This is a genomic window from Pseudomonas cyclaminis, assembly GCF_015163715.1.
GTDB lineage: Bacteria > Pseudomonadota > Gammaproteobacteria > Pseudomonadales > Pseudomonadaceae > Aquipseudomonas > Aquipseudomonas cyclaminis.
In genome coordinates this window covers 1-20,513 of record NZ_JADDUM010000118.1, presented here as the reverse complement: position 1 = coordinate 20,513, position 20,513 = coordinate 1, and the positions used below count along the sequence as shown (strand labels likewise).

Below are 20,513 nucleotides of genomic sequence, written 5' to 3'. Positions count from 1 at the left end.
CTGGTTAAAAAGTGATCTGGTCTTCAGCGGTCGGCGCCTTTGCGATGAGGAGCTTTTGGCCATCCTCTATCTTGTAGGTCGCGCCGTCCGCGTCTCTAAAAGTCGTCACCGGCTTATCTTTATCTTCCTCTTCCTCTTCCTCCTGTTTCCGCTTTTTGTTTACCTCTTCAGCCTGATTTTCCTTTGATGCGCATGCGCCTGTCTCGTTCGCCTGCATAGCCGGGCTGAAAGAGCTGCTGCCTATGGATGACATGATTGAGTCTCCGTCCTAGTTTGAGCCAAATGGATTTAGAAAAAGCCCTTTAGGATCTGCAACGCAGTCCGGCAGAAATAGACGACTTTTCCTCGCTTAAAATGCCAGACGCCCAGGGCGCAGTGGGTTCGTCTTTGTCCTGTATAGCTGTGGGAATTGGAGGTCTCGCAGGCAGACATTGCTTAAGGCGGCAGGGGGGGGCAGTTCGACCCTGCACCATTGCGGTATGGCAGGGTCGCTTTGCCTAGTCAGGGGCCGTATCTACGCGGCCTGTTGGAATTGTTGCCGGTATTGGTTCGGCGACAACTCCGTGTGCTGCCTGAACAACCGCGCAAAGAAACTCGCATCGTCGTAACCCACCTCATAGCTGATGGTCTTGATGCTCTTGCGGCTGCCCGAGAGCAAGCCCTTGGCCGTCTCGATGCGCAGGCGCTGCAGGTAGTGCAGCGGCTTGTCGCCGGTGGCGGTCTGGAAGCGGCGCATGAAGTTGCGGATGCTCATGCCATGTTCCCGAGCGACGTCTTCGAAGCGGAACTTGTCGGCAAAATGCTCTTCGAGCCAGTGCTGGATCTGCAGGATGATCACGTCCTGGTGCAGCTTCTGCCCGCCAAAACCAATGCGTCCCGGCGAATAGTTGCGTTGCACTTCGTAGAGAATGTCGCGGGCCACCGCCTGGGCGATGTTGGCGCCGCAGAAGCGTTCGATCAGATAGATGTAAAGGTCGCACGCTGAGGTCGTGCCGCCGGCGCAATACAGATTGTCGGCGTCGGTGAGGTGCTTGTCCTGGTTGAGCTGGACCTTGGGGAAGCGTTCGCTGAAGGCATTGAAGAACCGCCAGTAGGTGGTCGCCTCCTTGCCATCGAGCAGCCCGGCTTCGGCCAGCCAGAACACCCCGGTGGCTTCACCACAGAGCACGGCGCCGCGTGCGTGTTGTTCGCGCAGCCACGGCAGTACTTGGGGGTAGCGGGTGCAGAGGGCGTCGAAGTCATCCCAGAAGGCCGGCAGCACGATGATGTCGGCGTCTTCGAGGCCGCCGTCTACCGGCATGATCACATCGCTGAAGCTGCGCACCGATTGCCCGTCGGGGCTGACCAGGCGCGTTTCGAACGCCGGCGTCAGGCCCAGGCCTTGCTGTTTGCCGTAACGCAGGCTCGCGAGGTGGAAGAAATCCTTGGCTTGCATGAGGGTTGAAGCGAATACCCGATCAATGGCCAAAATGCTGACGCGCCGCAGGGGCGTGGAGATTTGGTTAGACATAATTTCATTTATTCTTATAGGGGAAAGTGGTCACCAGACGGCTGGATCGTCTTATTTTTTGTCGCATGTGTCCAGTGTCCTGTTACGTCTTCGCGGCATAGGCTCTGTTGGCTGGTCTTTGTCCGACAATCCCCGCAGGTGACCCATGATTCCCAGAACTTTGTTCAGCCCGGAACACGAACTCTTCCGCGACAGCGTGCGCACCTTCCTTGAAAAAGACGCCGCGCCGTTCCACGGGCAATGGGAAAAACAGGGATATGTCGACCGCAGTCTGTGGAGCAAGGCAGGAGAGGCGGGCATGTTGTGTTCCCATCTGCCGGAAGAATATGGCGGCTTGGGTGCGGACTTTCTCTACAGTGCGGTGGTGATCGAGGAGATCAGTCGGCTGGGCCTGACCGGCATTGGTTTTTCCCTGCATTCGGACATCGTCGCGCCTTATATCCTGCATTACGGCAGTGAGACGCTGAAGCACAAATACCTGCCCAGGCTGATTGCGGGCGAGATGGTCACGGCCATTGCGATGACTGAGCCGGGTGCCGGGTCCGACCTGCAAGGGGTCAAGACCAGCGCCGTGCTGGACGGCGATGAGTATGTCATCAACGGCTCCAAGACCTTCATCACCAACGGCTATCTGGCCGAACTGGTGATCGTCGTGGCCAAGACCGATCCCAAGGCTGGCGCGAAGGGCACCAGCCTGTTTCTGGTGGAAGCCGATACACCGGGCTTCGCCAAGGGCAAGCGCCTGGAGAAGGTGGGCATGAAGGCCCAGGACACCTCGGAGCTGTTTTTCCAGGACGTGCGGGTGCCCAAGGGAAACCTGTTGGGTCAGGCGGGCATGGGCTTCGCGTATTTGATGCAGGAGTTGCCCCAGGAGCGCCTGACCGTGGCGATTGGCGCGCTGTCGTCAGCCGAGGCGGCGCTGCAATGGACCTTGGAGTACACCCGCGAGCGCAAAGCGTTCGGCAAGGCGATTGCCGACTTCCAGAACACGCGGTTCAAGCTGGCGGAGATGGCCACCGAGATTCAGATCGGCCGTGTGTTCGTCGACAAGTGCATGGCGCTGCACCTGGAGGGCAAGCTCGACGTGCCTACGGCGGCGATGGCCAAGTATTGGGCCACGGACCTGCAATGCAAGGTGCTCGACGAGTGTGTGCAGTTGCACGGCGGCTACGGCTTCATGTGGGAATACCCGATTGCGCGGGCCTGGGCGGATGCGCGAGTGCAGCGCATTTATGCGGGGACCAATGAGATCATGAAGGAGATTATTGCGCGGGCGCTTTGATTGTGTGGTGTTGATGAGGGCCTCTTCGCGAGCAAGCCCCACATTCGACCGCATTCTCATGTTCGAACTCGGTCAAGTCTGGGAGCGGGCTTGCTCGCGAAGACGGTCTAACTGTCAATCAAGGCGCAGGATTCGGATGATCCTTCTGAATCGCCTCAATCCCTTCCAGCACCTCTTTCGACAGCTTAAGGTCGGCACTGGCGATGTTGCTGTCCAGTTGCTCCAGGGACGTGGCGCCAATGATATTGCTGGTCACGAACGGCTGCTGCGTCACAAACGCCAGCGCCATCTGCGCCGGGTCCAGGCCATGCTCCCGGGCCAATGCCACGTAACGGCTGCACGCGGCTTCCGACTGCGGGTTGAAGTAGCGGCTGAAACGGCTGTACTCGGTCAGGCGTGCCTTGGCCGGGCGTGCGCCACCTTCGTATTTGCCGCTGAGCATGCCGAACGCCAGGGGCGAGTAGGCGAGCAGGCCGCACTGTTCACGAATGGCGACTTCCGCCAGGCCCACTTCAAAGCTGCGGTTGAGCAGGTTGTAGGGGTTCTGGATCGACACTGCACGGGTCCAGCCACGGGCTTCGGCCAGGGCGAGGAATTTCATGGTGCCCCACGGGGTTTCGTTGGACAGGCCGATGTGGCGGATCTTGCCGGCCTTCACCTGTTCGTCCAGCGCTTCGAGGGTTTCTTCCAGTGGGGTGAGGTCGTCTTCGTCCTTGTGCTTGTAGCTCAATTGGCCGAAGAAGTTGGTGCTGCGCTCCGGCCAGTGCAGTTGGTAGAGGTCGATCCAGTCGGTCTGCAGGCGCTTGAGGCTGGCGTCCAGGGCATCGACAATGTGCTTGCGGTTGTGGCGCAGGTGACCATCGCGGATGTAGTCGATGGTGTTGCCGGGGCCGGCGATCTTGCTGGCGAGGATCCAGTCGGCGCGGTCGCCACGGCTTTTGAAGTAATTGCCGATGTAACGTTCGGTGGTGGCATAGGTGTCGGCCTTGGGCGGCACCGGGTACATTTCTGCCGTGTCGAGGAAGTTGATCCCCGCGGCCTTGGCCCGTTCGATCTGCCCGAAGGCCTCTGCCTCGCTGTTCTGCTCACCCCAGGTCATGGTGCCCAAGGCTATCGCGCTCACGTTCAGATCCGTACGGCCCAGCTGTCGATAATCCATCGGGTACTCCTTCGGGGAAAACAATCATAAAAGCAGGTTGAATTTTTTTTTCGCAATCTGCATAATTGCCCACCTCTTTCTGCAGTGGAAGTGATGCGCCGCCTGCCGAAGAATCTTGCCGTTGAACGGACGCGCCGACCCGAGCCCCCGATAGCGTCTGTATCCGGCTGCCTTTGACTTGTCAAAGTACGCACTATTCAGTAAGATCCGCCGTCTAATTTACAGGGCGGCCCCTGAGGCTATTAAAGAATGACAACTTTTACTGCAAAACCGGAAACAGTTCAGCGCGACTGGTTTGTCGTCGACGCCGCTGGTCAGACCCTGGGTCGTCTGGCCACTGAAGTCGCCAGCCGTCTGCGTGGCAAGCACAAGCCTGAGTACACCCCTCACGTTGATACCGGTGACTACATCGTGATCATCAACGCTGAGCAGGTACGTGTTACCGGCAACAAAGCGCAAGACAAAATGTACTACCGTCACTCCGGTTTCCCAGGCGGTATCAAGTCTTCGAACTTCGAAGGCCTGATCTCCAAGAAGCCTGAAGCCCCGATCGAAATCGCGGTCAAAGGTATGCTGCCTAAGGGCCCACTGGGTCGCGATATGTTTCGCAAGCTGAAAGTCTATGCGGGCGCTGTACACCCTCATGCTGCTCAGCAGCCCCAAGAACTGAAGTTTTAACGGAATAGTTCATTATGTCGGCGACTCAAAATTACGGCACTGGCCGTCGCAAAACCGCAACCGCACGCGTTTTCCTGCGTCCGGGCACTGGTAACATCTCGATCAACAACCGCACTCTGGAAAATTTCTTCGGTCGCGAAACTGCCCGCATGGTAGTTCGTCAGCCGCTGGAACTGACCGAGACAGTTGAGAAGTTCGACATCTACGTCACCGTTATCGGTGGCGGTGTAAGTGGTCAAGCTGGCGCAATCCGCCACGGTATCACTCGCGCTCTGATGCAGTACGACGAAACCCTGCGTGGCGCTCTGCGCAAAGCTGGCTTCGTTACTCGCGATGCCCGTGAAGTTGAACGTAAGAAAGTCGGTCTGCGTAAAGCGCGTAAGCGTCCGCAGTACTCGAAGCGTTAATTCGCTTTACGTTCCACAAAAACGCCCAGCCTCCTCACGGAGCTGGGCGTTTTTTATTGCCTGCGATTTATCCACATTTTTTGCCGTGACAACTTGCCACATCCGTAGACCCCCTATACTACAAGGCCTGGAGGCGGAGTCCTGGGCAATTCCCTTGTCATACGTGGGGCTTTTCATTACCATCCGACAAAATTTTTATAAGTAAAGATTCAACACTTAGTAGACGCCTGATTTAACAGGCCAAAAAGCTGATGGGAGAGGACTGAATGAGCAATGACGGCGTGAATGCAGGCCGGCGTCGCTTCTTGGTAGCAGCCACATCCGTGGTGGGTGCTGCAGGAGCGGTGGGGGCTGCGGTCCCGTTCGTGGGGTCATGGTTTCCCAGTGCCAAGGCGAAAGCCGCAGGTGCACCGGTGAAGGTGAATGTCAGCAAGATCGAGCCAGGCCAGCAGATGATTGCTGAGTGGCGCGGCCAGCCAGTCTTCATCGTTCGTCGAACCGAGGAAATCCTGGGGAATCTTAAAAAGATCGAAGGCCAGTTGTCTGACCCCAAATCTGAGAATTCCGAACAACCCGCCTACGCCAAAAACGAAGTGCGCTCGATCAAGCCGGAGATTCTGCTGCTGGTTGGTCTCTGTACCCACCTTGGGTGCTCGCCTACCTTCCGCCCGGAAGTGGCCCCTGTAGACCTGGGTAAAGACTGGGTCGGCGGCTATTTCTGCCCATGCCACGGCTCTCATTACGATCTCGCCGGCCGTGTCTACAAGTCCCAGCCCGCTCCCTTGAACCTGCCAGTTCCTCCGCACACCTACGAAACTGACGACCTTATTGTCATTGGCCTCGATAAGGAGAACGCGTGATGAGCAAGTTCATGGATTGGGTGGATGCGCGCTTCCCCGCCACAAAAATGTGGGAAGACCATCTCAGCAAGTATTACGCACCAAAAAACTTCAACTTCTTCTACTTCTTTGGCTCCCTGGCTCTCCTGGTGCTGGTCAACCAGATTGTCACCGGTGTCTGGCTGACGATGAGCTACACGCCGTCGGCGGAGGAGGCGTTTGCCTCCGTCGAGTACATCATGCGCGACGTCGAGTACGGCTCGATCCTGCGCCTGCTGCACTCTACCGGCGCATCAGCGTTCTTCATCGTGGTCTACCTGCACATGTTCCGCGGCCTGCTCTACGGTTCGTACCAGAAGCCCCGCGAGTTGGTGTGGGTGTTCGGCATGCTGATCTACCTGGCGCTGATGGCCGAAGCCTTCATGGGTTACCTGCTGCCTTGGGGCCAGATGTCGTACTGGGGCGCCCAGGTGATCATCTCGCTGTTTGGTGCGATCCCGGTCATCGGCAACGACCTGACCCAGTGGATCCGTGGCGACTACCTGATCTCCGGGATCACCCTGAACCGCTTCTTCGCCCTGCACGTGGTGGCCTTGCCTATCGTGATCCTGGGCTTGGTGGTACTGCACATCCTGGCGTTGCACGAAGTGGGTTCCAACAACCCGGACGGCGTGGACATCAAGAAGCACAAGGACGAAAACGGCATCCCGCTGGACGGCATTCCTTTCCACCCGTACTACACCGTGAAAGACATCGTCGGCGTAGTCGTGTTCTTGTTCGTGTTCTGCTCGATCGTGTTCTTTTTCCCGGAGATGGGCGGTTATTTCCTGGAGAAGCCTAACTTCGAACAGGCGAATGCCTTCAAGACCCCCGAGCACATTGCCCCGGTCTGGTACTTCACGCCGTTCTACGCAATCCTGCGGGCGATCCCCGACAAGCTCATGGGCGTGATCGCCATGGGTGCGGCCATCGCCGTGCTGTTTGTGTTGCCTTGGCTCGACCGCAGCCCGGTCAAATCCATGCGCTACAAAGGCTGGCTGAGCAAGATCTGGCTGTGGGTGTTCTGCATTTCGTTCGTGATCCTGGGTGTGTTGGGCGTATTGGCACCGACTCCCGAGCGTACGTTGCTGTCGCAGGTCTGCACCTTCCTGTACTTCGCCTACTTCATTCTGATGCCGTTCTACACCCGGCTTGAGAAGACCAAACCGGTTCCGGAAAGGGTGACTGGCTGATGAAAAAATTATTCGTTGCATTGATGCTTGCGGCCCTGCCGCTACTGTCCTTCGCCGCCGAACACGGTGGCCCGGCGCTGGAAAAAGTCGATATTGACGTGTCCGACAAAGCTGCCATGCAAGACGGCGCGCGTACGTTCGCCAACTACTGCATGGGCTGCCACAGCGCCAAGTTCCAGCGTTACGAGCGGGTTGCCGATGATTTGGGCATTCCCCACGAACTGATGCTGGATAAGCTGGTGTTCACCGGTGCCAAGATTGGCGACCACATGAACATCGGTATGCAACCGGCGGATGCCAAGGCCTGGTTCGGTGCGGCACCGCCTGACCTGACGCTGGTGGCCCGTGTGCGCGGCACCGATTGGCTATATGGCTACCTCAAGTCGTTCTACGAGGACCCGGCGCGCCCCTACCGTGTGAACAACCGCGTATTCCCGAATGTCGGCATGCCTAACGTTCTGGTCGGCCTTCAAGGCAAGCAAGTGGTAGGATGCAAGCAGATCCAGGTCGTTGAAGACGGCAAGAAGCAATACGATCCGCTGACTGGCACGCCTCTGACTCATGAAGCGTGCGATCAACTGAAGATCGAAACCCCCGGTTCGCTGACTGACGAACAGTTCGACGAGAAGGTCAAGAACCTCGTGACCTTCCTGGCCTACTCGGCCAACCCGGTCAAACTGCAGCACCAGCGTATCGGTACTTACGTCTTGCTCTACCTGGCTTTCTTCTTTGTATTCGCCTATCTGCTCAAACGCGAATACTGGAAGGATGTGCATTGATCCAACCGTAAGCAATTGCTGTTAATCTTGCGCGCCCAGCGGCATCTCTGAACACGTAGCGACGGGTTGAACCGCCGTTACAGAGATGCTCTCTGGGCGCGCTCGTTTTTGAGCTTTCGATAATTTCAACAAGCGAGGAGGACCGCCATGGGCGTGACCAATCGGTTGGCCTGTTACTCCGACCCCGCCGACCACTATTCCCACCGAGTACGTATCGTGCTCGCAGAGAAGGGTGTCAGCGCCGAGATCATCACTGTGGAGGCGGGCCGTCATCCGCCAAAGCTGATCGAAGTGAACCCTTACGGCAGCTTGCCCACCCTGGTCGATCGTGACCTGGCGTTGTGGGAGTCGACCGTGGTGATGGAATACCTGGATGAGCGTTACCCTCATCCGCCTTTGCTGCCGGTATATCCGGTGGCGCGTGCCAACAGCCGTCTGCTGATTCATCGGATCCAGCGCGACTGGTGTGGGCTGGTGGATTTGATTCTGGATTCGCGCAGTAAAGAGGCGGCCCGTGTCGTGGCGCGTAAGGAACTGCGCGAGAGTTTGACCGGTGTTTCGCCGCTGTTCGCCGACAAACCTTTTTTCCTGAGTGAGGAACAAAGCTTGGTGGATTGCTGCCTATTACCGATACTGTGGCGTTTGCCGATTCTTGGTATTGAACTGCCGCGGCCGGCCAAGCCGCTGCTTGATTACATGGAGCGCCAGTTTGCGCGTGAGGCTTTCCAGGCGAGTCTGTCTGGTGTCGAACGCGATATGCGCTAAGGCTTAAGGAGCCGTTGATGAACTCCAGTCGACCTTACCTGGTCCGCGCGCTCTACGAGTGGATTGTGGATAACGATTGCACCCCGCACATGCTGGTCAATTCCGAATTTCCTGCGGTTCAGGTACCGCAGGGGTTTGCCAGTGACGGACAGATTGTGCTGAATGTATCGCCGAGTGCCGTGCGCCACCTGCACATGGACAATGAAGCGGTCAGTTTCGAAGGGCGTTTTGGCGGTGTGCCGCACACGCTCTACGTGCCAATTGGCGCCATTCTCGGGATCTATGCCCGTGAGAACGGCCAAGGCATGGTGTTTGATCTGGAGTCGCCTTTCGAGGACGATGAATCGATCGAAAGCGAGGACAGTGATGATCTGCCACCACCGGATGCCGAGCCACCGCGTCCAAGCGGCCGGCCTAGCCTGAAAGTGGTGAAGTAAGCGGCATTCGCCTTCGGGTGTGCCTGAAAAATGCCTCGATCTGTATCGAGGCATTTTTTTGCGCGCAGGATATAAGTGAAAGTCGCGACTGAACAGTGATCGTACAACCACCATGGGCTATGATGCCTCTTTACTCAACCGAGATAGATGACCCCACATGGAAAACGCCAGCACCGCCCCTCGTCTTCCCCGCAAGCGCCGCAGCCTTGCCCAGGAATTGGTCACGGTGCTGTCCGAGCAGATCCGTGACGGCGAACTCAAACGGGGCGACAAGCTGCCCACCGAGTCCGCGATCATGGAAGCCCATGGCGTCAGCCGCACGGTCGTGCGTGAAGCCATCTCCCGTTTGCAGGCCGCGGGCCAGGTGGAAACCCGCCATGGCATCGGCACGTTCGTGCTGGACACGCCAAGCCCAAGCGGTTTTCGCATTGATCCGGCGACAGTGGTGACATTGCGCGATGTACTGGCGATCCTGGAGTTGCGCATCAGCCTGGAAGTGGAGTCTGCCGGCCTGGCGGCCCTGCGCCGCAGCGATGAACAACTGGCAGCCATGCGTGCGGCACTGGATGCCCTGAATGAAAGCGCGGCCCACGCCGGCGATGCGGTCGCATCCGACTTCGCGTTCCACCTGGAAATCGCGCTGTCCACCGGCAACCGCTACTTCACCGACATCATGACCCACCTGGGCACCAGCATCATTCCGCGTACCCGCCTGAATTCAGCGCGCCTGGCCCATGATGACCAGCAGCATTACATGGGGCGCCTGAGCCGTGAGCACGAAGAGATTTACGAGGCGATCGCCCGTCAGGATTCGGATGCGGCACGGGCGGCCATGCGTTTGCACCTGACCAACAGCCGCGAGCGGCTGCGCCATGCCCATGAAGAGGCGCAGGCGCAGCGCGGTTGAGCTAATCGTTGATGGTCAGCGAAATCTGGTCAGAGCTGCGCGCTAGGCTGGACTCGCCAGTAGTTTGATAGCTTACCGGTATGGTCTGGTTCTTGAATCGCTCCAAGACCTTTTTAGGAACCTCGACTTTCAGGTTCGAAAGTTGTTGGTACTGGTCCGTGTCCTCTTGCAATTCACCTGCAATGATTTTGGCTCCTTTCCATTCAGGGTTTTCCGGGTCCGCGCCCAGGATCGCGTACACCATGCCTTCCGCAAAGAGGCAGGCATTGTTTGGAATGCTGACCACGAGGGCACCCGTGAATGTGCTAAGGCTGATCTGTGCTTGGTTAGAAGGCCCGTTGACAGGAATATTAAGGCCGGGTACTGGATTCTCCATGATGAAACCTCCTTGGTTGCCACTGCGGTGGCGGGCTCATTGAGGAGCCAGGTTTCTGGCCCTGAGCACGTTTATCAACCGCAATGGCATTGTCCGAAACTGTTAGAAATCACAGTTGCGACAAACGGCGTGCTTTAAGTTGGCGTATTCGGCTTGTAGTCCTTCAGCAACAAATACGTACTCCACCCCCACCAATCATTGGTCCAGTGCTTGTCGTTCAGGTCATTCACGTCCTTGCGGCGCAGCACCTTGTCACCCTCCAGCTTGAACAGCGGCGAGAAGTTATTCGCCGGGTTCTGCGCTGCATTCAGGTCCGGCACATACAACGGAGCCTTGAAGTTGGCCGGGGAGGGCGCCACACCGCTGATGAAGGTCTCGAAGATCTCATCGGCGGATGCCTGGACGGCGCGTTTGACCTGCACGCGATTGGCCGCATCGATGGCGTCGAAGTAGCGTTTATCGCCATAGGCATGCCACTCGTCACCCATGGCATTGCGCACCTTGAGCCCGAACTTGCTGTCTTCATCGTGCATGAAGCGACTGATCAATGAACCCAGCTCGCCCGGAGTGACCACCGCTGCCAGTTGCTTGCGCGGCACCCGCAGATGACCGGCGGAAAACAGATCGGTCAAGAAGTGATCAGCAAAACTGTTCATTGCATAGGCCAGTTCCAGTGCCTGATCGGTACCGGTTTGATGAGCGATCACGGCCTGTTGCAACGCTGCCGTGTGCCCCGCCAGGTAGGCCGATACTGCCCATTCGCCGAAGTGGTCGGCGTTGTCCGCCGCCAGTTTCAGGTAACGCCCCAGCGGTACCAGTGCCGAGACCGCACTGCCGCCCCCGGTGATGCGGTTCCATTCTTCGGACAGCGTATCACCCAGCGCGTCGTAGGCTTCATGGGGTTGTTTGCCATCTTTGATGGCTTGGTTGACCGCGCTGATTTCCTTTTGCATCACCGCGAGGATCTTGCCGGCTTCTTGTCGCGAGGCAGGCAACACCGCCAGCGAGTTAAAGGCGGCGGTAAAGCGTTGCGCGCGCTCGTCAGGAGAGGCGCCATCACTGATCGGCTTGCCGGGAATGCCATAGAAGTCACCGCCCAGGGCAATGATTTGGCCGTAGCTCAGTGCCAGCCCGTTGGGCAGGTGCAGTTCGACTTGCCGGGCGGGAATGGGTGGGGCGTCGGTGGCAAAGCGCAACAGCGTGTCGTCGCCGATGGCGGTGTGTTCGCCACCTTCGAAACGCAGGGTCGGCGGGGTTCTTTCGGGTGCTGCGAGATCAAGACCTGACATGTTAGCTCCTTGTTATGTCGTAGGAATCTTCCTTGGGTGCTGTATGTATATACAGCAGTGGCAATCATAGAGAGTAAATTTCCTACGTCAAGGGCGCCTGTTTCAACACCGTTTCAGGTGAAGGCCGATGAATTGCAGTTGACGAATCTTTTTATGGTTGTACGATGACGTACGACATCACCAAAACCAACAACAATCTTTCGACAGAAAGTCTTTACCCAGGGTGTTCGAATAATGAATCCACAAGAGCTGAAGTCCATCCTCTCCCACGGTCTGCTGTCTTTCCCGGTGACCGATTTCAACGCCCAGGGTGACTTCCACCAAGCGGGCTACATCAAGCGCCTTGAATGGCTGGCCCCTTACGGCGCCACCGCGTTGTTCGCCGCAGGCGGCACGGGTGAGTTTTTCTCCCTCGCGGCCAGCGAATATTCCCAAGTGGTAAAGACCGCCGTTGATACCTGCGCCACCAGCGTGCCGATCCTCGCCGGTGTAGGCGGTTCCACGCGCCAAGCCATCGAATACGCCCAAGAGGCCGAACGCCTGGGCGCCAAAGGCCTGCTGCTGCTGCCGCACTACCTCACCGAAGCCAGCCAGGACGGCGTTGCCGCCCACGTTGAAGCCGTGTGCAAATCGGTAAAAATCGGTGTGGTGGTCTACAACCGTAACGTGTGCCGCCTGACCGCTCCGCTGCTGGAACGCCTGGCCGAGCGCTGCCCGAACCTGATCGGCTACAAGGATGGCCTGGGTGACATCGAGTTGATGGTGTCGATCCGCCGCCGTCTGGGCGACCGTTTCAGCTACCTCGGCGGCCTGCCGACTGCAGAGGTTTACGCCGCTGCCTACAAGGCCCTGGGCGTGCCGGTGTACTCCTCGGCGGTGTTCAACTTCATCCCGAAGACCGCGATGGATTTCTACCACGCCATTGCCAAGGATGATCACGCCACCGTCGCCAAGATCATCGACGACTTCTTCCTGCCTTACCTGGACATCCGTAACCGCAAATCCGGTTATGCCGTGAGCATCGTCAAGGCCGGTGCAAAAATCGCCGGCTATGACGCAGGCCCGGTGCGTACGCCGCTGACCGACCTGCTGCCGGAAGAATACGAAGCCCTGGCCGCGCTGATCGACAAGCAAGGTCCGCAATAACCCATTAACAAGGCCGCTGAGTAATCAGCGGCCTTTTGCGTCAGGAGAAGATTCGTGTCCCAAGCAAAGCGTTTTGAAAACTACATCAATGGCGAGTGGGTAACCGGCGCCGACTACTGCACCAACCTCAATCCTTCGGAGTTGTCTGATGTCATTGGTGAGTACGCCAAGGCAGACGTCACCCAAGTCAACGCCGCCATCGACGCCGCCCGTGCTGCATTCCCGGCCTGGTCCACGTCCGGCATCCAGGCGCGTCATGACGCATTGGATAAAGTCGGCAGTGAAATCCTCGCCCGCCGTGAAGAACTCGGTACCCTGCTGGCCCGTGAAGAGGGCAAGACCCTGCCGGAAGCCATCGGCGAAGTGACCCGCGCCGGTAACATCTTCAAGTTCTTCGCCGGTGAATGCCTGCGCCTATCCGGTGATTACGTGCCGTCGGTGCGTCCAGGCGTCAACGTTGAAGTCACCCGCGAAGCCCTTGGTGTGGTCGGCCTGATCACCCCCTGGAACTTCCCGATTGCCATTCCCGCATGGAAAATCGCCCCGGCCCTGGCCTACGGCAACTGCGTAGTGATCAAACCGGCGGAACTGGTACCGGGCTGCGCCTGGGCCCTGGCCGAAATCATCTCCCGCGCCGGTTTCCCGGCCGGCGTGTTTAACCTGGTGATGGGCAGTGGCCGTGTAGTTGGCGACGTGCTGGTCAACAGCCCGAAAGTCGACGGCATCAGCTTCACCGGTTCCGTGGGTGTGGGCCGTCAGATCGCCGTCAGCTGCGTGTCGCGCCAGGCCAAAGTGCAGTTGGAAATGGGCGGCAAGAACCCGCAGATCATCCTCGACGACGCCGACCTCAAGCAGGCCGTGGAGCTGTCGGTACAGAGCGCGTTCTACTCCACCGGCCAGCGTTGCACCGCGTCCAGCCGTTTGATCGTCACTGCCGGGATTCACGACCAGTTTGTCGCGGCCATGGCCGAGCGCATGAAGTCGATCAAGGTCGGCCACGCGCTGAAAAGCGGTACCGACATCGGCCCAGTGGTTTCCCAGGCTCAGTTGGACCAGGACCTGAAATACATCGACATCGGCCAAAGCGAAGGCGCGCGACTGGTCAGCGGTGGCGGCCTGGTGACCTGCGACACCGAAGGCTACTACCTGGCGCCGACACTGTTTGCCGACAGCGAAGCCGCCATGCGCATCAGCCGTGAAGAGATTTTCGGCCCGGTGGCCAACGTGGTGCGCGTAGCGGACTACGAGGCGGCGCTGGCCATGGCCAACGACACCGAGTTCGGTCTGTCGGCGGGCATTGCCACCACGTCGTTGAAGTACGCCAACCACTTCAAACGCCACTCCCAGGCGGGGATGGTGATGGTCAACCTGCCAACGGCAGGCGTGGATTACCACGTTCCATTCGGTGGCCGTAAAGGCTCATCCTATGGCTCGCGGGAGCAAGGTCGCTATGCACAAGAGTTCTACACCGTGGTGAAAACCAGCTACATCGGCTCGTAACACGCAGTACCCGTGGGAGCCGGACGCCTGCCGGCTCCCACACTGAGCACACATAACTATTACCCGCAAAAAAAATAATTAGTGGGAGTACTTCTACATGCAAGCGACCAAGCCGACCCACGTCCGCTATTTGATCCTGCTCATGCTGTTCCTGGTGACCACGATCAACTACGCCGACCGGGCCACCATCGCCATCGCGGGCTCCAGCCTGCAAAAAGACCTCGGCATCGACGCGGTCACACTCGGTTATATCTTCTCTGCATTCGGTTGGGCCTACGTGGCCGGGCAAATCCCCGGTGGCTGGCTGCTGGACCGTTTCGGCTCGAAAAAAGTCTATGCCCTGAGCATCTTCACCTGGTCGCTGTTCACCGTGCTGCAAGGCTATGTCGGTGAGTTCGGTGTCTCCACTGCGGTTGTCGCGCTGTTTATGCTGCGCTTCATGGTAGGTCTGGCTGAAGCGCCATCCTTCCCCGGTAACGCACGGATTGTGGCGGCGTGGTTCCCTACCGCTGAACGCGGTACAGCCTCAGCGATCTTCAACTCGGCGCAGTACTTCGCCACGGTGTTGTTCGCGCCACTGATGGGCTGGATCGTCTACCGCTTCGGCTGGCAGCACGTGTTTATCGTGATGGGCGTAATCGGCATCGTGTTCTCGCTGATCTGGCTGAAAGTTATCCACAGCCCGCGCCAGCACCCGATGATCAACGAAGCCGAGTTCAATCACATCGCCGCCAATGGTGCGATGGTCGATATGGACCAGGACAAAGGCAAAGGTAAGAAAACTGACGGGCCGAAGTGGGATTACATCCGTCAACTGCTGACCAACCGAATGATGCTCGGCGTGTACCTGGGCCAGTACTGCATCAACGGCATCACGTACTTCTTCCTGACCTGGTTCCCGGTGTACCTGGTGCAGGACCGTGGGATGACCATCCTCAAGGCCGGTTTCATTGCCTCGTTGCCGGCGATCTGCGGGTTTATCGGCGGTGTGCTCGGAGGTGTGATTTCCGACTACCTGCTGCGCAAGGGCCATTCCCTGACCTTCGCCCGCAAGGCGCCGATCATTGCTGGCTTGCTGGTGTCCAGCAGCATCATCGCGTGTAATTACGTCGACGTTGAATGGATGGTGGTGGGCTTCATGGCCCTGGCCTTCTTCGGCAAAGGCGTTGGCGCACTGGGTTGGGCGGTGGTGTCCGACACCTCGCCGAAACAGATCGCCGGCCTCAGCGGTGGCTTGTTCAACACTTTCGGTAACCTGGCTTCGATCACCACCCCCATCGTGATCGGCTACATCATCAGCACCACCGGTTCCTTCAAATGGGCCCTGGTGTTCGTCGGCGCCAACGCGCTGGTGGCGGTGTTCAGTTACCTGGTCATCGTCGGCCCGATCAAGCGTGTAGTACTCAAAGAGCCGCCAAGTAAGGGGCCAGAGTTGACCAACCTAACCGAAGCGCATTCCTGAGAGGCACCGTGATGCAGTTGATTGAACATGCCGACTCGCCGCGCTCGATTCGTTTGCACGAGCGTGACAACGTAGTGATCGTGGTCAATGACCAGGGCGTACCGGCCGGGACCGAGTTCCCGGACGGCCTGGTGACCGTGGAGTTCATCCCCCAGAGCCACAAAGTGACCCTGGAAGATATCCCCGAAGGCGGTCAGATTATTCGCTACGGCCAGACCATCGGTTATGCCTTGGCGCCGATTCCACGGGGCAGTTGGGTCCAGGAAGATCAACTGCGCATGCCTACCGCGCCGCCGCTGGACAGCTTGCCGTTGTCCACCGACGTGCCGCAAACCCAGGCGCCGCTGGAAGGGTTTACGTTCGAAGGTTATCGCAACGCCGACGGGACCGTGGGCACGCGCAACATCCTTGGCATCACCACCACGGTGCAGTGCGTGACCGGGGTGCTGGACCATGCGGTCAAGCGCATCAAGGACGAGTTGCTGCCCAAGTACCCCCACGTCGATGACGTGGTGGCGCTGACCCACAGCTACGGCTGTGGCGTCGCAATTACCGCGACGGATGCCTACATCCCGATCCGAACCGTGCGCAACCTGGCGCGCAACCCAAACCTTGGGGGTGAAGCCTTGGTGATCGGCCTGGGCTGCGAAAAACTGCAGGCCGGGCAGGTGATGCACGACAACGACAGCTCGGTCGACCTGAGCGAGCCGTGGTTGTACAAGCTGCAGGATTCCAGCCACGGCTTTACCGAGATGATCGAGCAGATCATGGAACTGGCCGAGATTCGCTTGAAGAAGCTCGACCAGCGCCGCCGCGAAACGGTGCCGGCGTCCGAGTTGATCCTGGGCATGCAGTGCGGCGGCAGTGATGCGTTTTCCGGCATCACTGCGAACCCCGCGCTGGGTTACGCCTCGGACTTGTTGCTGCGGGCCGGGGCGACGGTGATGTTTTCCGAAGTCACTGAAGTCCGCGATGCCATCTACTTGCTGACATCTCGGGCGCAGACGAAGGAAGTGGCCGAGGAACTGGTCAGGGAAATGGACTGGTATGACCGTTACCTGGCCAAGGGCGAAGCAGATCGCAGTGCCAATACCACGCCGGGCAACAAGAAGGGCGGGTTGTCGAACATTGTCGAGAAGTCCTTGGGCTCCATCGTCAAATCCGGCAGCAGCGCGATCAACGGCGTGCTGGGCCCCGGCGAGCGCTTCAAGAGCAAGGGCCTGATCTTCTGCGCGACGCCGGCCAGTGACTTTGTCTGCGGCACGCTGCAATTGGCGGCGGGGATGAACCTGCATGTGTTTACCACCGGACGTGGCACGCCTTATGGGCTGGCGATGGCGCCGGTGGTGAAGGTTTCGACCCGTACGGAATTGGCACAGCGCTGGCCGGACCTCATCGATATCGACGCCGGACGCATTGCCACCGGGCGGGCGACCATCGAGGAGCTGGGTTGGGAGTTGTTCCACTTCTATCTGGATGTGGCCAGTGGCAAGAAGCAGACCTGGGCGGAGCATCACAAGCTGCATAACGACATTACGTTGTTCAACCCGGCGCCGATTACCTGAGACCGAGTCGCCTTCATCGGGGGCAAGCCCCCTCCCACAGTTTGACCGCATTTATCCTGTAGGAGTGCGGTGGAGTGTGGGAGGGGGCCTGCCCCCGATAGCGGTCTATCGGGCACTGCGCGTTTGTATGGCTTATCATTAGCCACCTAACGACGCTCACCAAGGTTCTCCCCGGCATGCTGGCTATCTTCCTCACCACCCTCACCATCACCGCGCCGGTATTCGCCATGCTGTTTCTGGGTGTGCTGCTCAAGCGCATCCACTGGATCAACGACAACTTTATCCACACGGCTTCGTCCCTGGTGTTCAACGTCACCATGCCGGCGCTGCTGTTCCTGGGCATCCTGCATGCCGACCTGCACTCGGCGCTCAAGCCGGGTCTGCTGATCTATTTTGCCGTCGCCACGCTGGTGAGCTTTGCCCTGGCCTGGGGCTGGGCGATTTTTCGCTGCAGGCGCGAAGACCGGGGCATCTACACCCAAGGCGCGTTTCGCGGCAATAACGGGGTGATCGGCCTGGCCTTGGCCGCCAGCATGTATGGCGACTACGGCATCTCCCTCGGTGCAATCCTCGCGGCGCTGGTGATCCTGTTCTACAACACCCTGTCGACCATTGTGCTGGCGGTGTACAGCCCGGTGATCAAGTCCGACCCCTGGAGCATTTTTAAAAGCGTGGTGGCCAACCCGCTGATTATCAGCGTGATCGTGGCGGCGCGTTCGCGTATTTTCAGATTGGCCTGCCGGGCTGGCTGGAAAAATCCATGCAGTACCTGGCGGACACCACCTTGCCGCTTGCGTTGATCTGCATTGGCGGCACCTTGTCCCTGGCGGCGTTGCGCAAGAGCGGCAACATGGCGCTGAGCGCGAGCCTGATGAAGATGGTCTGGTTGCCGGTCGTCGCCACCCTGGGCGCCTGGCTGCTGGGCTTTCGCGGGCCGGAATTGGGGATTCTGTTCCTGTACTTCGGCGCGCCGACGGCCGCTGCAAGTTTCGTGATGGCCAGGGCGGCCGAAGGTAATCACGAGCTGGCGGCGGCGATTATTGTGATCACCACCTTGATGGCGGCGGTGACCACGAATATCGGTATTTTTGTGTTGCAGGCGGGTGGCTGGATCTAAGCTTCTTTCTGGTAGCTATCGATCACTTCCTGGGCAGCACGAAACGCATCAATCGCCGCCGGCACCCCTGCGTACACCGCGCAGTGCAACAACGCTTCGCGAATCTCCTCCACGGTGCAGCCATTGTTCAGCGCACCGCGCACGTGGCCCTTCAGCTCTTGTGGACACTTGAGCGCAGTCAGCGCCGCCAGGGTGATCAGGCTGCGCGTCTTCAGCGGCAAACCATCACGGTTCCACACACTGCCCCAGGCATGTTCATTGACGAAATCCTGCAGCGGCTGGCTGAACTCGGTGGCATTGCCCAGGGCGCGGTCGACGAATACATCGCCCATCACCTGGCGACGCATCTCCACCCCGGGCTTTTCTGATCGGTCATTGCGATTCCCTCTTGTGTTGGCGGCGCCAGGCGCGCAGTGAGGTGAACCCCAGGAACACCACCAGCGCCGGCAGGACGTAATGCAGCATCAATTGTTCGAGTTTGGTGGCCAGGGGCATGCCGGTGGTGAACGCCATCACATGCAGCCCATACGCCAGGTACAAGCCCAGTAACACCAGGCCTTCGGCGCGGGTCACGCGGTAACCGGTATAGAACACCGGCAGGCACAGCACCACCACGCCGAGCATCACCGGCAGGTCGAAATCCAGGGCGTTGGGCGACACCGACAACGGCGATGGCGCCAGCAATGCAGTCAGCCCCAGCACGCCCAGCAGGTTGAACAGGTTGCTGCCGATCACGTTGCCCACGGCGATTTCCCGCTCGCCGCGCAGGGCGGCAATCAGCGAAGTGGCCAGGCACGGCAGCGAGGTGCCGACGCCGATCAGCGTCAGGCCAATGATGCGTTCCGACAGGCCCAGGTCGCTGGCCACGTCCACCGCCGCGCCGAGCAACAGGTGGCCGGCCAGCACCAGGATCAGAAAACCGCCGAGCATCAGCAATACGCTGCTCAGCCAGGGCGCCTGGGCCACGGTATCCCGCGTGCGCGGGCGGCGCGAGTGGCGGGTCTGGTAGTGCAGCACGCCAAGGTAAGCGATCAGGGCGATCAGCAGCAGCAGGCCATCGACCGGTGTCAGTTCTTCATTGGCTGCGAGAGTAAATACCAGCAGGCCGGCGAGGATCATCACCGGGATGTCCAGGCGCACCAACTGGCGTGAGACGCGCAGAGGGATGATCAGCGCCGACAGGCCGAGGGTCACCAGGATATTGAAGATGCTGCTGCCGATGACGCTGCCCACGGCGATATCGGTATTGCCCGCCAGGGTGGCCTGCAGGCTGACGGTCATCTGCGGCGCGCTGCTGCCGAAGGCCACGATCGTCAAGCCGATGATCAACGGCCGCACCTTGAGGCTGGCCGCCAGGCGCACCGCAGCGCGCACCAGGATCTCGGCGCCGACGATCAGCAGCACAAGCCCGCAGACCAGTTCGAGCAGGCTCCAGGGCGAGAGGGCGGTTAATCCGAAAATGGTCAGGGCTCCTTGATGTTGGAGAGGTGGCTTAGTTGCTCATGGCTTGCACGCGAACCCGCGCAGTGCCGGTGCGCAGCATACCGAGTTGCTCGGCGGCTTCGCGTGAAAGATCGATCAAGCGCCCACGGGTATGCGGGCCGCGATCATTGATGCGGACGACGACGGATTTGTCGTTGTCGAGATTAGTGACCTTGACCTGGGTGCCAAACGGCAGTTGCCGGTGGGCGGCGGTCAGGGCGTTCTGATTGAAAGGCTCACCGCTGGCGGTTTTCTTGCCATGGTGCCGGGCGCCGTAATAGGAAGCGGTGCCGGTTTCGTCGTAGCCGTTGGGATTGATGAGGCCGCTGGCGCAGCCGGTCAACAGGGAGAACAGGGCTAAAAGGCCAAGTAAACGGGTCATTCAAGGTATCCCCATTACCAAGTGTGGGAGGGGGTGCCCCCCGATAGCGGTGATTCAGCCAAAATATTAGTGACTGACACTATGCTATCGGGGGCAAGCCCCCTCCCACAGGAGGTCCAAGCAGAGTATGAAATCTCACTTGGCCCCTTCACCGCAATCAGCCTTCGAGCTTGCTTTTCAGCAGTTCGTTCACCTGTTG

Annotated in this window: 21 protein-coding genes and 1 pseudogene; 14 read left to right on the top strand and 8 right to left on the bottom strand. The window is 59.2% G+C overall.

Annotated elements, in window-relative coordinates; translation table 11 throughout:
- Nucleotides 1-4: 4 nt before the first annotated feature.
- On the bottom strand, nucleotides 5-253 hold the full coding sequence (locus IQK56_RS16040; protein ID WP_193862428.1) for a hypothetical protein: 249 nt from the start codon (nucleotides 251-253) through the stop codon (nucleotides 5-7).
- Nucleotides 254-514: 261 nt separating this feature from the next.
- Nucleotides 515-1,435, bottom strand: a complete 921-nt coding sequence (locus tag IQK56_RS16035; protein ID WP_177411598.1) for a GlxA family transcriptional regulator — start codon at nucleotides 1,433-1,435, stop codon at nucleotides 515-517.
- Nucleotides 1,436-1,655: 220 nt separating this feature from the next.
- Between IQK56_RS16035 and IQK56_RS16030 the strand changes: the two genes are divergently transcribed.
- The gene (locus tag IQK56_RS16030) at nucleotides 1,656-2,792 is read left to right on the top strand and encodes an acyl-CoA dehydrogenase family protein (RefSeq protein ID WP_193862427.1); all 1,137 of its coding nucleotides are present in this window, start codon (nucleotides 1,656-1,658) and stop codon (nucleotides 2,790-2,792) included.
- 118 nt (nucleotides 2,793-2,910) lie between these two features.
- Here the strand turns inward: IQK56_RS16030 and IQK56_RS16025 are convergent, their stop codons facing one another.
- On the bottom strand, nucleotides 2,911-3,951 hold the full coding sequence (locus IQK56_RS16025) for an NADP(H)-dependent aldo-keto reductase (RefSeq protein WP_193863133.1): 1,041 nt from the start codon (nucleotides 3,949-3,951) through the stop codon (nucleotides 2,911-2,913).
- Nucleotides 3,952-4,200: 249 nt separating this feature from the next.
- Between IQK56_RS16025 and rplM the strand changes: the two genes are divergently transcribed.
- The 8 genes from rplM (at nucleotide 4,201) to IQK56_RS15985 (ending at nucleotide 9,995) form a co-directional block, all read left to right on the top strand.
- Nucleotides 4,201-4,629, top strand: coding sequence for a 50S ribosomal protein L13 (gene rplM / locus IQK56_RS16020; RefSeq protein ID WP_003171742.1), 429 nt, complete (start codon nucleotides 4,201-4,203; stop codon nucleotides 4,627-4,629).
- 14 nt (nucleotides 4,630-4,643) lie between these two features.
- Nucleotides 4,644-5,036 carry a 30S ribosomal protein S9 gene (rpsI, locus tag IQK56_RS16015; protein ID WP_003216038.1) on the top strand — a complete coding sequence of 131 codons (393 nt, stop codon included), beginning with the start codon at nucleotides 4,644-4,646 and terminating at the stop codon, nucleotides 5,034-5,036.
- Between the two features lie 266 nt (nucleotides 5,037-5,302).
- Nucleotides 5,303-5,896: a ubiquinol-cytochrome c reductase iron-sulfur subunit gene (gene petA, locus IQK56_RS16010; protein ID WP_122309603.1), complete on the top strand. Its 594-nt coding sequence runs from the start codon at nucleotides 5,303-5,305 to the stop codon at nucleotides 5,894-5,896.
- Nucleotides 5,896-7,107 (top strand): cytochrome b, encoded by a 1,212-nt coding sequence (locus IQK56_RS16005; RefSeq protein WP_003188526.1) that lies wholly within the window; start codon nucleotides 5,896-5,898, stop codon nucleotides 7,105-7,107. The genes petA and IQK56_RS16005 overlap by 1 nt, the downstream gene beginning before the upstream one ends.
- Nucleotides 7,107-7,886 carry a cytochrome c1 gene (locus IQK56_RS16000; protein ID WP_122309606.1) on the top strand — a complete coding sequence of 260 codons (780 nt, stop codon included), beginning with the start codon at nucleotides 7,107-7,109 and terminating at the stop codon, nucleotides 7,884-7,886. The genes IQK56_RS16005 and IQK56_RS16000 overlap by 1 nt, the downstream gene beginning before the upstream one ends.
- 147 nt (nucleotides 7,887-8,033) lie before the next feature.
- The gene (locus IQK56_RS15995; RefSeq protein WP_122309609.1) at nucleotides 8,034-8,651 is read left to right on the top strand and encodes a glutathione S-transferase N-terminal domain-containing protein; all 618 of its coding nucleotides are present in this window, start codon (nucleotides 8,034-8,036) and stop codon (nucleotides 8,649-8,651) included.
- A gap of 17 nt (nucleotides 8,652-8,668) precedes the next feature.
- Nucleotides 8,669-9,088, top strand: coding sequence for a ClpXP protease specificity-enhancing factor (locus IQK56_RS15990; protein ID WP_193863134.1), 420 nt, complete (start codon nucleotides 8,669-8,671; stop codon nucleotides 9,086-9,088).
- A gap of 157 nt (nucleotides 9,089-9,245) precedes the next feature.
- A complete protein-coding gene (locus tag IQK56_RS15985; RefSeq protein WP_122309615.1) occupies nucleotides 9,246-9,995 on the top strand; it encodes a FadR/GntR family transcriptional regulator in 750 nt (249 codons plus the stop codon).
- A gap of 1 nt (nucleotide 9,996) precedes the next feature.
- Here IQK56_RS15985 and IQK56_RS15980 read toward each other — a convergent pair whose 3' ends face one another.
- Both IQK56_RS15980 and IQK56_RS15975 read right to left on the bottom strand, forming a co-directional pair.
- Nucleotides 9,997-10,371, bottom strand: coding sequence for a hypothetical protein (locus tag IQK56_RS15980; protein WP_193863135.1), 375 nt, complete (start codon nucleotides 10,369-10,371; stop codon nucleotides 9,997-9,999).
- A gap of 134 nt (nucleotides 10,372-10,505) precedes the next feature.
- Nucleotides 10,506-11,660: a phospholipase gene (locus tag IQK56_RS15975; protein ID WP_193863136.1), complete on the bottom strand. Its 1,155-nt coding sequence runs from the start codon at nucleotides 11,658-11,660 to the stop codon at nucleotides 10,506-10,508.
- Between the two features lie 234 nt (nucleotides 11,661-11,894).
- Between IQK56_RS15975 and kdgD the strand changes: the two genes are divergently transcribed.
- The 5 genes and pseudogenes from kdgD (at nucleotide 11,895) to IQK56_RS15950 (ending at nucleotide 18,450) form a co-directional block, all read left to right on the top strand.
- Nucleotides 11,895-12,806 carry a 5-dehydro-4-deoxyglucarate dehydratase gene (gene kdgD, locus IQK56_RS15970; RefSeq protein ID WP_032886251.1) on the top strand — a complete coding sequence of 304 codons (912 nt, stop codon included), beginning with the start codon at nucleotides 11,895-11,897 and terminating at the stop codon, nucleotides 12,804-12,806.
- 54 nt (nucleotides 12,807-12,860) lie between these two features.
- Nucleotides 12,861-14,306: an aldehyde dehydrogenase family protein gene (locus IQK56_RS15965; protein ID WP_122309626.1), complete on the top strand. Its 1,446-nt coding sequence runs from the start codon at nucleotides 12,861-12,863 to the stop codon at nucleotides 14,304-14,306.
- A gap of 97 nt (nucleotides 14,307-14,403) precedes the next feature.
- Nucleotides 14,404-15,768 carry an MFS transporter gene (locus tag IQK56_RS15960; RefSeq protein ID WP_099587098.1) on the top strand — a complete coding sequence of 455 codons (1,365 nt, stop codon included), beginning with the start codon at nucleotides 14,404-14,406 and terminating at the stop codon, nucleotides 15,766-15,768.
- 11 nt (nucleotides 15,769-15,779) lie between these two features.
- Entirely contained in the window at nucleotides 15,780-17,333 is a 1,554-nt protein-coding gene (gene garD / locus IQK56_RS15955) for a galactarate dehydratase (RefSeq protein WP_122309631.1), read from the top strand.
- A 176-nt stretch (nucleotides 17,334-17,509) separates the two neighbouring features.
- Nucleotides 17,510-18,450 (top strand): annotated as a pseudogene (locus IQK56_RS15950) (AEC family transporter).
- On the opposite strand, the gene IQK56_RS15945 reads toward IQK56_RS15950, so the two are convergent.
- The 3 genes from IQK56_RS15945 to IQK56_RS15935 form a co-directional block, all read right to left on the bottom strand.
- Nucleotides 18,447-18,797, bottom strand: a complete 351-nt coding sequence (locus tag IQK56_RS15945) for a carboxymuconolactone decarboxylase family protein (protein ID WP_193901753.1) — start codon at nucleotides 18,795-18,797, stop codon at nucleotides 18,447-18,449. The pseudogene IQK56_RS15950 and the gene IQK56_RS15945 overlap by 4 nt on opposite strands.
- Nucleotides 18,798-18,822: 25 nt before the next feature.
- The gene (locus IQK56_RS15940; RefSeq protein ID WP_193863151.1) at nucleotides 18,823-19,869 is read right to left on the bottom strand and encodes a calcium/sodium antiporter; all 1,047 of its coding nucleotides are present in this window, start codon (nucleotides 19,867-19,869) and stop codon (nucleotides 18,823-18,825) included.
- Between the two features lie 73 nt (nucleotides 19,870-19,942).
- Nucleotides 19,943-20,314 (bottom strand): septal ring lytic transglycosylase RlpA family protein, encoded by a 372-nt coding sequence (locus IQK56_RS15935; protein WP_122309645.1) that lies wholly within the window; start codon nucleotides 20,312-20,314, stop codon nucleotides 19,943-19,945.
- Nucleotides 20,315-20,513: the final 199 nt, after the last annotated feature.

Excerpts from the sequence above, each read along its gene's own strand:
- IQK56_RS15975 (WP_193863136.1), bottom strand. The coding sequence starts at position 11,660 with ATGTCAGGTCTTGATCTCGCAGCACCCGAAAGAACCCCGCCGACCCTG.
- kdgD (WP_032886251.1), top strand. The coding sequence starts at position 11,895 with ATGAATCCACAAGAGCTGAAGTCCATCCTCTCCCACGGTCTGCTGTCT.
- IQK56_RS15935 (WP_122309645.1), bottom strand. The coding sequence starts at position 20,314 with ATGACCCGTTTACTTGGCCTTTTAGCCCTGTTCTCCCTGTTGACCGGC.
- rplM (WP_003171742.1), top strand. The coding sequence starts at position 4,201 with ATGACAACTTTTACTGCAAAACCGGAAACAGTTCAGCGCGACTGGTTT.
- IQK56_RS15980 (WP_193863135.1), bottom strand. The coding sequence starts at position 10,371 with ATGGAGAATCCAGTACCCGGCCTTAATATTCCTGTCAACGGGCCTTCT.
- IQK56_RS15985 (WP_122309615.1), top strand. The coding sequence starts at position 9,246 with ATGGAAAACGCCAGCACCGCCCCTCGTCTTCCCCGCAAGCGCCGCAGC.
- IQK56_RS15960 (WP_099587098.1), top strand. The coding sequence starts at position 14,404 with ATGCAAGCGACCAAGCCGACCCACGTCCGCTATTTGATCCTGCTCATG.
- IQK56_RS16025 (WP_193863133.1), bottom strand. The coding sequence starts at position 3,951 with ATGGATTATCGACAGCTGGGCCGTACGGATCTGAACGTGAGCGCGATA.
- IQK56_RS16030 (WP_193862427.1), top strand. The coding sequence starts at position 1,656 with ATGATTCCCAGAACTTTGTTCAGCCCGGAACACGAACTCTTCCGCGAC.
- IQK56_RS16035 (WP_177411598.1), bottom strand. The coding sequence starts at position 1,435 with ATGCAAGCCAAGGATTTCTTCCACCTCGCGAGCCTGCGTTACGGCAAA.
- IQK56_RS15945 (WP_193901753.1), bottom strand. The coding sequence starts at position 18,797 with ATGCGTCGCCAGGTGATGGGCGATGTATTCGTCGACCGCGCCCTGGGC.
- IQK56_RS16000 (WP_122309606.1), top strand. The coding sequence starts at position 7,107 with ATGAAAAAATTATTCGTTGCATTGATGCTTGCGGCCCTGCCGCTACTG.
- IQK56_RS15990 (WP_193863134.1), top strand. The coding sequence starts at position 8,669 with ATGAACTCCAGTCGACCTTACCTGGTCCGCGCGCTCTACGAGTGGATT.
- petA (WP_122309603.1), top strand. The coding sequence starts at position 5,303 with ATGAGCAATGACGGCGTGAATGCAGGCCGGCGTCGCTTCTTGGTAGCA.
- IQK56_RS16040 (WP_193862428.1), bottom strand. The coding sequence starts at position 253 with ATGTCATCCATAGGCAGCAGCTCTTTCAGCCCGGCTATGCAGGCGAAC.
- rpsI (WP_003216038.1), top strand. The coding sequence starts at position 4,644 with ATGTCGGCGACTCAAAATTACGGCACTGGCCGTCGCAAAACCGCAACC.
- IQK56_RS15995 (WP_122309609.1), top strand. The coding sequence starts at position 8,034 with ATGGGCGTGACCAATCGGTTGGCCTGTTACTCCGACCCCGCCGACCAC.
- IQK56_RS16005 (WP_003188526.1), top strand. The coding sequence starts at position 5,896 with ATGAGCAAGTTCATGGATTGGGTGGATGCGCGCTTCCCCGCCACAAAA.
- garD (WP_122309631.1), top strand. The coding sequence starts at position 15,780 with ATGCAGTTGATTGAACATGCCGACTCGCCGCGCTCGATTCGTTTGCAC.